Source organism: Kitasatospora sp. NPDC005751 (assembly GCF_040630835.1).
In the GTDB taxonomy this organism is placed as follows: Bacteria; Actinomycetota; Actinomycetes; order Streptomycetales; family Streptomycetaceae; genus Kitasatospora.
The window spans coordinates 1-8,769 of record NZ_JBEXYC010000114.1; the positions used below are offsets into that span (position 1 = coordinate 1).

The 8,769-nt window shown below is 72.7% G+C and carries 11 protein-coding genes and 1 pseudogene; 5 read left to right on the top strand and 7 right to left on the bottom strand.

Translation table 11 applies throughout. The features are described from left to right. Positions 1-268, bottom strand: a pseudogene (locus ABZ497_RS36045) (hypothetical protein); the annotation flags it as partial. A 57-nt stretch (positions 269-325) separates the two neighbouring features. Then, positions 326-1,012: an SDR family oxidoreductase gene (locus ABZ497_RS36050; RefSeq protein ID WP_329491760.1), complete on the bottom strand. Its 687-nt coding sequence runs from the start codon at positions 1,010-1,012 to the stop codon at positions 326-328. Positions 1,013-1,128: 116 nt separating this feature from the next. Here ABZ497_RS36050 and ABZ497_RS36055 point away from each other — a divergent pair, with 116 nt between their 5' ends. After that, the gene (locus tag ABZ497_RS36055; RefSeq protein WP_359812191.1) at positions 1,129-1,689 is read left to right on the top strand and encodes a DUF6262 family protein; all 561 of its coding nucleotides are present in this window, start codon (positions 1,129-1,131) and stop codon (positions 1,687-1,689) included. Between the two features lie 174 nt (positions 1,690-1,863). Here ABZ497_RS36055 and ABZ497_RS36060 read toward each other — a convergent pair whose 3' ends face one another. Both ABZ497_RS36060 and ABZ497_RS36065 read right to left on the bottom strand, forming a co-directional pair. Continuing rightward, entirely contained in the window at positions 1,864-2,340 is a 477-nt protein-coding gene (locus tag ABZ497_RS36060; protein WP_359812192.1) for an MSMEG_6728 family protein, read from the bottom strand. A 316-nt stretch (positions 2,341-2,656) separates the two neighbouring features. Beyond that, positions 2,657-2,896: a hypothetical protein gene (locus tag ABZ497_RS36065; RefSeq protein ID WP_359812194.1), complete on the bottom strand. Its 240-nt coding sequence runs from the start codon at positions 2,894-2,896 to the stop codon at positions 2,657-2,659. A 209-nt stretch (positions 2,897-3,105) separates the two neighbouring features. Between ABZ497_RS36065 and ABZ497_RS36070 the strand changes: the two genes are divergently transcribed. After that, entirely contained in the window at positions 3,106-3,276 is a 171-nt protein-coding gene (locus ABZ497_RS36070; protein WP_329485246.1) for a hydrophobic protein, read from the top strand. 73 nt (positions 3,277-3,349) lie between these two features. Here the strand turns inward: ABZ497_RS36070 and ABZ497_RS36075 are convergent, their stop codons facing one another. Further along, positions 3,350-3,682, bottom strand: coding sequence for a hypothetical protein (locus ABZ497_RS36075; RefSeq protein ID WP_359812197.1), 333 nt, complete (start codon positions 3,680-3,682; stop codon positions 3,350-3,352). Between the two features lie 344 nt (positions 3,683-4,026). Between ABZ497_RS36075 and ABZ497_RS36080 the strand changes: the two genes are divergently transcribed. Both ABZ497_RS36080 and ABZ497_RS36085 read left to right on the top strand, forming a co-directional pair. Next, positions 4,027-5,493 (top strand): ornithine decarboxylase, encoded by a 1,467-nt coding sequence (locus ABZ497_RS36080; RefSeq protein WP_359812200.1) that lies wholly within the window; start codon positions 4,027-4,029, stop codon positions 5,491-5,493. 20 nt (positions 5,494-5,513) lie between these two features. Beyond that, the gene (locus ABZ497_RS36085) at positions 5,514-6,053 is read left to right on the top strand and encodes a CinA family protein (RefSeq protein WP_359812202.1); all 540 of its coding nucleotides are present in this window, start codon (positions 5,514-5,516) and stop codon (positions 6,051-6,053) included. A 319-nt stretch (positions 6,054-6,372) separates the two neighbouring features. Here ABZ497_RS36085 and ABZ497_RS36090 read toward each other — a convergent pair whose 3' ends face one another. Together ABZ497_RS36090 and ABZ497_RS36095 are read right to left on the bottom strand one after the other, a co-directional pair. Further along, the gene (locus ABZ497_RS36090) at positions 6,373-6,870 is read right to left on the bottom strand and encodes a hypothetical protein (protein ID WP_359812205.1); all 498 of its coding nucleotides are present in this window, start codon (positions 6,868-6,870) and stop codon (positions 6,373-6,375) included. A 335-nt stretch (positions 6,871-7,205) separates the two neighbouring features. Further along, on the bottom strand, positions 7,206-7,880 hold the full coding sequence (locus tag ABZ497_RS36095; protein ID WP_359812207.1) for a hypothetical protein: 675 nt from the start codon (positions 7,878-7,880) through the stop codon (positions 7,206-7,208). A gap of 822 nt (positions 7,881-8,702) precedes the next feature. Between ABZ497_RS36095 and ABZ497_RS36100 the strand changes: the two genes are divergently transcribed. Then, a partial coding sequence (locus tag ABZ497_RS36100; RefSeq protein ID WP_359812210.1) for a cold shock domain-containing protein occupies positions 8,703-8,769 on the top strand: 67 nt, incomplete at its 3' end.

Here is an 8,769-nt window from a genome sequence, read left to right on the forward strand (position 1 = left end):
CGCCGACGCCAACACCAAGCCCGGACCAGCCACTACAAGCGACGAGGCCACAGCCCAAGAGCTGAAGCCTCATCACGGTAAGCACCGTTGCAGTACTAGGTGTCCGCGGTGTCAGGAAGGTGCCGCCTGCTTCGGCGAACCGGTCGAAGATCCGGCGTGCCTCGTCCGGCTCGGCGCCGGCGCCCCAGCCGGTGCCGAAGTTCGCCGTGCCGAGCGCGTACTCGGACACGCGCGGACCCGTCCGGCGTCCAATAGCCGTGTAACGCATCAGCTGTCCTTGCTCAAGATTCACCAGGGGAGGAAGGGAGGGTGCGGCGGATGCGCTTCACGCCGCGTTCGGCGAGGCGGCCAGGCCCTGCTTGACGTACCGGGTGCTCTCGTCGGCGAGGATCTCGGGCAGGCCCGTCTCGATGCCGTGCAGGGCCTGGGCGGCGACATCGGCGGGGTCGGCCTTCTGGTCGGCGGGAATCCCTGCGGCCATGTCGGTGTCCATGTATCCGACGTGCAGCGCGGAGACGGTGATGCCGTGCGGGGCCAGTTCCTCCCGGGCCGCGCCGGTCAGTGCCCATGCCGCGGCCTTCGCCGCCGCGTAGGACCCCAGGGCCGCCGGATGCAGCCACGACAGCACGGACAGGACGTTGAGCACGGCGCCGCCGCCGTTGGCCTCGATGACCGGGGCGAAAGCCCGTGTCACCGCGAGCGGGCCGAAGTAGTTCGTCTCCATCTCCAGACGCACCGCGTCCAGGCCGCCCGCGATCAGCGGCGTGGCGGTGGAGATGCCCGCGTTGTTCACCAGCAGCGTCGCGTCGGACGCGACGCGGGCAGCGGCCCGGATCGACTCCTCGTCCGTCACGTCCAGCCGCAGCGGGATGACACCCGGCAGGTCCACCGTCTCGGGGCGGCGGGCCGCCGCGTACACCTTCGCTCCGCGCTCCACGAGCTGCGCGGCCAGATGGCGGCCCAGTCCCCGATTGGCTCCGGTGACCACGGCGACCGCGTCCTTCAGTTCCATGTGCGCTCCCAGCGTCACGGCGGCCCGACCGTTCGGGCCGCCCCCAATTAGATTACGCACCCAATCTAACCTACGGCTAGGATAGATGCCAGTCGACATCCAAATGGAGGTGCCCGATGGGCCGCGTATCGCAGGCGCAGGCGCAGGAGAACCGCAAGCGGGTCGTGGAGACCGCCTCACGGCTCTTCCGCGAGCAGGGCACGCACGTCAGCGTCGCCGACCTCATGAAGGCGGCCGGATTGACCCACGGCGCCTTCTACAAGCAGTTCGCCTCCAAGGAGGCCCTCATCGACGAAGCCACCACCCACGCGTTCGAGGAGCTCACCCAGCGCCGCGATGCCGGACTCGAGCAGCACGCTGGGCAACGTGAGGCCGCCCGACGAGCCCTCCTCGACATCTACCTCTCCACGGAGCACCGCGACAACGTGGCAGTGGGCTGCCCCGCCGCCGCACTGGCCGCCGACATGGCGCGCGAACCCGGCGCCCGCGACGCCCACCGCGCCTACACCGAAGGAGTGAGCGACTTCGCCGAGTGGCTCGCCACCGAGGACCAGGACGGCATCGCCCAGCTCTGCACGATGGTCGGCGCACTCGTCCTGGCCCGCGCCACCAAGGGCTCCCCGCTCTCCGAGCAGATCCTCACCACCGCGCGCGCAGCCCTGATGGCAACCAGCTGATCCGCACAGCCAGGCTGGTCGGCGCGGTGCTCGAAACGCAGCACTCGCGGCCCAGGCGACGCGACCGAGAACCACCCCGCACGGACGGCACCAGCTCGTGACGCGACGCCGACGCGGCCATGTCTCCGCGCGAAACGCCCGGCCGGCCGCCGCGCGGCGGGCGGTGGCCCCGCCTCACACCCGGCGCGCACGGTCGGATGCGGGCCATACGTAGGCCAGGTCGTCCGGTTCGTCCGGGAAGCGGGCCCGGTAGAAGGCCGGGTCCTTGCGGAGCAGCGCGGACCGGTGGCTGGCGTGGAACTCCGCGGCTCCCAGCCACGGAGGGAGTTCTCCCGCACCCGCCAGCTCCGCCTGCGAGCGTACGGCGGGGGGCCCGGTCCCGCGCTCCGGCAGGCCGTCCCGGAGGCTGTCCGCACAGGTGTCCCGGCGCCCCTCGGCGGTCCAGGCCCGGCACATCTCCAGCCCGTACCGGACGAGCGCCTCCTCGTAGCCGGCCCACATCCCTACGGCCGGATGGTGGCGCCAGCCGTACCCGGGGACGGTCAGTCCCCGAAGCACCTGAAGGGCCTCCACCCGCTGCTTGCCGAGCCGCCTCGGGTCCAGCACCGCGGCGGACTCAGCGAAGTCCGGGTAGGGCAGGAAGGTCTGCACCCCTCCATCGTGCCGGGCCCCTCCGGGGCGCGCGCGGCAGGGCGGCCGGGCCGACCGGCCGGGTCAGGGGCCCGGTGCGGGCTCGCCGAAGCGCCGGGCGGCCCGGTCGCCGGAAACAGCCTGAGCACCTCGTACAGGTGCAGGTCGGATCCGCACAGTCCGCTGGTGGTGACCCTGACGACAACGTCGATCGGGTCCTTAGCTCACGCGATCGGGTACCTCTTCGGTCCTCATGTCCCGCTGGCCGTGCGCCGGCTGACGGCCTTCCCTGTGCCCCTTGCCAGGGGTGCATTCACTCGTCTTGCCAGGGGTGCATTCACTCGTCGGGTCGGTCGCTCGTGGGCTGCTTCCGGTCGCCGCTCTCCTGCCGATCGGCCTTCCGGTCGGTCCGCTGTTCGGCGACCGGCTGTCCGGCGCGGACGGTCTTCGCCTCCCGGCCGCGGCCGTCCGACGGACCGTCCGGGGTCGCGGGGCTGTCGGGAGTCCCGGGGTGGCCGGGGTCGTCGTGGTGGTGACCGGGCACTCCGCCGGAGCCGCCCTGAGGGATGTCGTCCATGGCTCCTCCTCTTCGGGTACCGCGCGCCTGCCCGGGCGGTCCTGCGCCAAACGGGCACCGCGGCAGCCCGCCGGGTCCGGGAGGCGCCGAAGCGGTCGGGGCACCTGCGCCGAACGGGCCCCTCTACCCCGGGCTGCCGGAAAGATTCGGGCGAATATGCGTGCGACCCCGGGGCAACCGGTTGCTCGACACCGACTGCGGAGGTTCCGATGGTTCCCCTTCTTCTCGTCCTGCTGCTGGCCCTGCTGCTCTTCGGCGCCGGGTTCGCACTCAAGATTCTCTGGTGGGTGGCGATTGCCGTACTCGTGCTGTGGCTGGTGGGTTTCGTGGCCCGTGGCACGCACTCCTCGGGCCGGCGCCACCGCTGGTACCGCTGGTAGGTCACATCCGCAGATCAGGCTCGGCGGGGCGCACGCGTGAAGCGAGCGCCCCGCCGCCGTGCGTGCGGCGCCGTCAGCCGGCCGCCGTTCCCGCCGGACGGGAGCTGTCGTCCCGGCGGTCCTGAGCGGCCGGCCCGGTGTACTGCCTGGCCGTCCGGCACGTGTAGCAGGTGTTCCAGCGCGCCTGGCGCCAGGGCTGGTCGGGGTCGGTGGGTCGGTGCGGGGCGAGGGTCATCTCGCCGGTGTCCAGGCCGCACAGGGTGAGGGGGCCGCAGACGCCCGAGGCCTCCGCCGGGGCGGCGTGTGCGCGGCGCACCGGGCCCTGCGGATCGGCCGGGGCGAAGTCCGCTTCCAGAAGCCGAACGTTGGTCGGGGTGTCCGGCTCCAGCACGGTGACGATGTCCATCTCCTCAACCTGGCCGCAGGGACGGTCCGTCGCACCCCGACGGTGGCATCCGGACCAGCCCCGTAGCCCGGTGGGGGGGGGAGCGGAGGGTGCGCGCGCCCCGGCACCCGGGTGCGAACGCCGCCCGGCCCGCGTCCGTCCCGTGGACCTGCGCCGGCTCCGGCGCCACCCACCACGACCGGGTTCTCAGCGCGGCAGACGCGCCGGCCCCACACCCGGCACCCAGGTCGGCACGTCGGGCGCGGCCGCGTCAGCCCCGGCAGCTCAAAGCAGCCTCGGGGCGGTGCCGGCTCCGAGCCGGCACCGCCCCGTTTCCTGCCCCGACCGGTGGGAAGACGCGCGGCATGGACCAGTCCCAGGCACCGGTACTCGAAGCACTCGCGGCATTCCACGCCAACCCGCTGACCGCCTTCACCCCGCCCGGCCACAAGCAGGGCCGCGGCGCCGACCCCCGCGTACTGGAGACCCTTGGCACGGGCGTCTTCCGCGCGGACGTCCTGGCCACGGGCGGCCTGGACGACCGCCTCGATACGCGAGGCATCCTCCAGCACGCCCAGGAACTGATGGCGGAGGCCGTCGGTGCCGACCACACGTTCTTCTCCACCTGCGGCAGCTCCCTGTCGGTGAAGGCCGCGATGCTCGCCGTCGCCGGTCCCCACGAGACGCTGCTGGTGGGCCGGGACGTGCACAAGTCCGTCGTCGCCGGACTCATCGTCGCCGGGATCCGGCCGCTGTGGGTCGATCCCCAGTGGGACGCGGACCTGCACCTCGCGCACCCCCCGACCGCCGAGTCCTTCAAGGCGGTATTCGACGAACACCCTGACGCCCGCGGCGCCCTGGTGACCTCGCCCACCCCCTACGGGACATGTGCCGACCTGGAGGCGATCGCCAGGGTGTGCCATGACCGCGGCAAACCGCTGATCGTCGACGAGGCCTGGGGCGCGCACCTGCCCTTCCACCCCCGGCTGCCGCGCTGGGCGATGGACGCGGGGGCGGACGTGTGCGTCACCTCCGTCCACAAGATGGGATCGGCCCTGGAGCAGAGCTCCGTCTTCCACCTGCAGGGCGACCTGATCGACCCGGCCGTCCTCAAGCAACGCGAGGACCTGCTCGGCACCACCAGCCCCTCCACCCTGATCTACGCCGCTCTCGACGGCTGGCGCCGCCAGATGGTCCAGCACGGCCGCGCCCTCTACGACCGCACCCTCGACCTCGCCGACACGACCCGCGCCCGGATCGAAGCCCTGGAGGGTCTGCACGTCCACGGCCGCGACGACTTCTGCGCACCGGGCCTCGCCGCCGACCTCGACCCGCTCCAGGTCATCGTCGACATCTCCGCACTCGGCACCACCGGCTACCGCGCCGCCGACTGGCTGCGCTCCCACCACCAGATCACCCTGCACGTCTGCGACCACCGCCGCGTCAGCGCCCAACTCACCCACGCCGACGACACCACGACCGCCGACACCCTCATCCGCGCACTGACCGAACTGGCCGAGAGCGCCCCGGATCTGCGGCCCGCACCCCGTATCCACATTCCCGCCCCCGGGGACCTGCGCCTGGAACAGGTGATGCTGCCTCGCGACGCGTTCTTCGGCCCCACCGAACAGGTGCCCGTCGAGAAGGCGTCCGGCCGAATCACCGCCGAGATGCTCACTCCCTACCCGCCGGGCATCCCCGCCGCCCTCCCGGGCGAACGCCTCAACGACGACGTGATCGACTACCTGCGCAGCGGCGTCGACGCGGGGATGCTCGTCCCCGACAGCGCCGACCCCGAACTCGCCTCCCTGCGCGTCGTGGTCGAGACCTGATCCTTGCCTGAGAGATCCCCATGCCCCCCGACACAGACCGCACTGGACACGGCGGCCAGGACGGCTCCCGCGGGCTCGACCCGGCCGGCGTCCTGGTCCGGCAGATCACCTCCGCGCTGGCCGCCGCCGGCCACAGCGTCGCGGCGGCCGAATCCCTCACCGGCGGCCGCCTCGCCGTGGCGCTGTCGGACGCGCCCGGCTCCGGCGCGACGTTCCTCGGCGGAGTCGTCGCCTACGCCACCGACCTCAAGACCGGGCTGCTGCACGTCGATGCCGCCCTGGTCGGCGAGGTCGGAGCCGTCCACCCCGAGGTGGCCGCCCAGATGGCCCAGGGCGTGCGCGCCCTCACCCAGGCCACCTACGGCCTGGCCACCACCGGCGTCGCCGGCCCCGCCCCGCAGGACGGCCAACCGGTGGGCACGGTCTTCGTGGCCGTCGCCGCCCCGCACGCCACGATCGCCACCCAGCCCGAGCCGCGCTCCGGGCACCGCGACGACATCCAGAACGACGCAGTCCTCGCCGCCCTGCAGCTCCTCCACGACCTGCTGCGACCCGACTGATCAGCACGGACACAGTTCGGGAGCACAGGCGTGGCGCAGTCGGGGAAGAGTCTGGTCTCCTCGTCCCGGAGGTGGGCGGCGGCCTCGTCCGTGAGCTGCTGAAGGAGCGTGCTCATCCGCGGGTGGCCGTTGCGCGCCCCCTCCAGCTGCTTGAGGAGCTTCTCCTCTGGGGCGCGGTCCTCGACCTCCGCGTCGGCGAGGGCTGTCTTCCCCCTCGGCCGGGCCGGGGGGACGGACCGGCCGCTCACCCTCGGCCCGTGGAGCGCTTCCCGCCGTGCCCGGACTGTGCTCGGACCGTGCTCGGACCGGCGGGCGTGTCTCACCCGAGCGGAGGCGCGTCAGCCAGCGAGAAGCCCGCGGCGGGCGGCCACGCGGGCCGGGAGAGGATCGTCGTCAAGGGAATGCACAGGTACAGGGCCTCCCACAGACGTCGGCAGGCCCGACCCAGCGCCTCGCCCGCCAGCGCTGATCCCACACGCCGCAGATACGCGACCGCATCCTCCAGCGTCGCCGCCTCCACGACACACCGCGCCCTGCCGGACCGGTCGCGCAGCGCGTTCTCGACAGCCACGGCCAGGTGCTGGCGGTCCGGCGTCTGCGACGGCCGGCCGACCGCGGACCACAGACGACGCGCCACCTCCGCGGCCGCATCGCCGGACCGCCGATCGAAGAGCGGCACCCCGTGGTCGAGGACGGCCGCCGCCAGGACCAGGAGGCCTTCGTCGACCCGTACGGCCGCTCGCCGCCGCCCCTTCCCGGGCTCCCCGCCGTCTGGGCGGCCGGGGGAATCGGTTCGCTGTGCCGTTGCGTACTCCATAACCGCAGGCTGCTGCCGAGTCACACGTTGTGGCCAGCCCAGCGCACCCGTCCAGGTGAGCCGCGCGCCGGACGTCGAAGGGGCCGCGGCGCCGTCTCGCCCGAGCAGGCCTCCTTGCCCACCCGAGGCGCCGCTCGGCGCCCCTACCGCCCGCGAGGTCACGGTGGCCCTGGCGCGTCTCCCGCCGACGCACTCGACCACGGGGCACGCGGCGCCCGCTACGCCCTGTTGGGGACGCTCGGCCTGGATCCCGTACCCCGATCACCGCCGCCGCCCGCCACCGGCACGGGCTCCTCGTCTGGTCCGCCTGACCATCTCCGGGGCGGGCCGCCCGGCTACCGTCCGGCCGTCTTCGGTGCCTCCAACTCGGTGTGGTGGACGGTGAAGCCACCCCGCAGGACCGGGGCGAACGGCGCCGGCGCCATACAGGTGCCGACCACCGGCTGGTACGGCTTGCCGTCGGCCCCCATGTCCATGTTGGCCACGCCCCAGGAGAACCCGAGCCGACCGTCGCCGTGCCCGGTGCCCTGGTAGACGCTCAGGCCTATCCGCTCGCCGGTGTTGCCCACGTCCGACCTGGTGACGACGGCCGTCAGCGTGGCGACCGGGCCGCCGGTGCTCAGGCAGTCCACCTCCGCCTCGGCGCTGTAGACCTCCCCGGTGGCGGCCTTCCGGTGGGAGTAGCGGACGGTGCCCCGGGCGTCGGTGGGCAGCCCCTCGGACGCCTGGGTACCCGGCAGGGGGTGGGTGTACGGCTCCGCCCAGGCATCGAGGGTGAACCGGATCTCGTCGTCCGGAGTGATCGCGTACCAGATACGGGCCGTACCGCTGACGCTCGCAGGACGACCGGGCCGCCCGTCCTGCGGCACGGACGGGCCCGCAGCGGGGCCGGCGGTACCGGTGGCCGACGCCGGAGCGATCCCCGTGAGCCCGGCAAGGGCCAGCCCGGCAGCAGCGGCACCCCGGACGACACGGGCGCTGACGCGGGCACGGCTACGAATACGGAACATGGTGGGCTTCCCTCCTCCAGGCGGCCCCGTCGGCCGCCGTCCTGATGCCCCTAACCCTCGCCTCCCCACCCCCTCCCGCACATGTGCCGATCGGCATGAACGGGGCCGCACTCCCTGGGTGTTGCACCGTGCCGATCGGCACGGTGCAACACCCAGGGAGAGGCCCCGGCCACCTCACCCCCCGATGCCCGGTCACGCCCTCGCCCGCTCAGCGGCCCCGCAGGGATTCCTCCCTCGGCTCGTCGCAGTCGAAGCCGTGGACGCCGTGCGGCGTCGACCAGCCGCCCCTCCGGTGGCGAGCGCACCGGAGGGGTCCCGTGTTCAGCGGTGCGCGCCGGAAAGCGCGGGCACGAGGCTCTTCCGGCGCATTCGATTTCGTGGGACGGAATGCCGGGTACGCCGCCCGGCGCCTTGGATTGCAAGGTGGGCGTGGTGCGTCACGTTTACGGCGCTGCCGGAGGAGCCAGGGCGCCCCCGTGGCGGGACACATTCTCCCGGGGAGACACCGGTGCCGACGGGGGTGTGGATGCTTTGTCAACTGGCCTTTCATAGAGGGGCGTTGGTGATCCGGTCAGCTCGGGAGCGGCGGGCCCCGAGGAGGGCTGTCGCACAACCGGAGGTGAAGGAATCCACCACGGGAGGCCGTGGCCTGCTAGAGTGGCTCTTAGTTGCAGTAGTGGTTCCCATGAACTTTGTGTGCGCCTGCTGATGTATCGCAGGCGCATTTTTGTTTCCCGGCTCTTCCCCGGGTGGGTGCTCATCGCGGCGACTCGAAGCACGCACGGTGCGTGCTTCGGACAGCCCCTTGAAGGAGATTTCTTTATGGCTAATGGCACTGTGAAGTGGTTCAACGCGGAAAAGGGCTTCGGCTTCATCGAGCAGGAGGGTG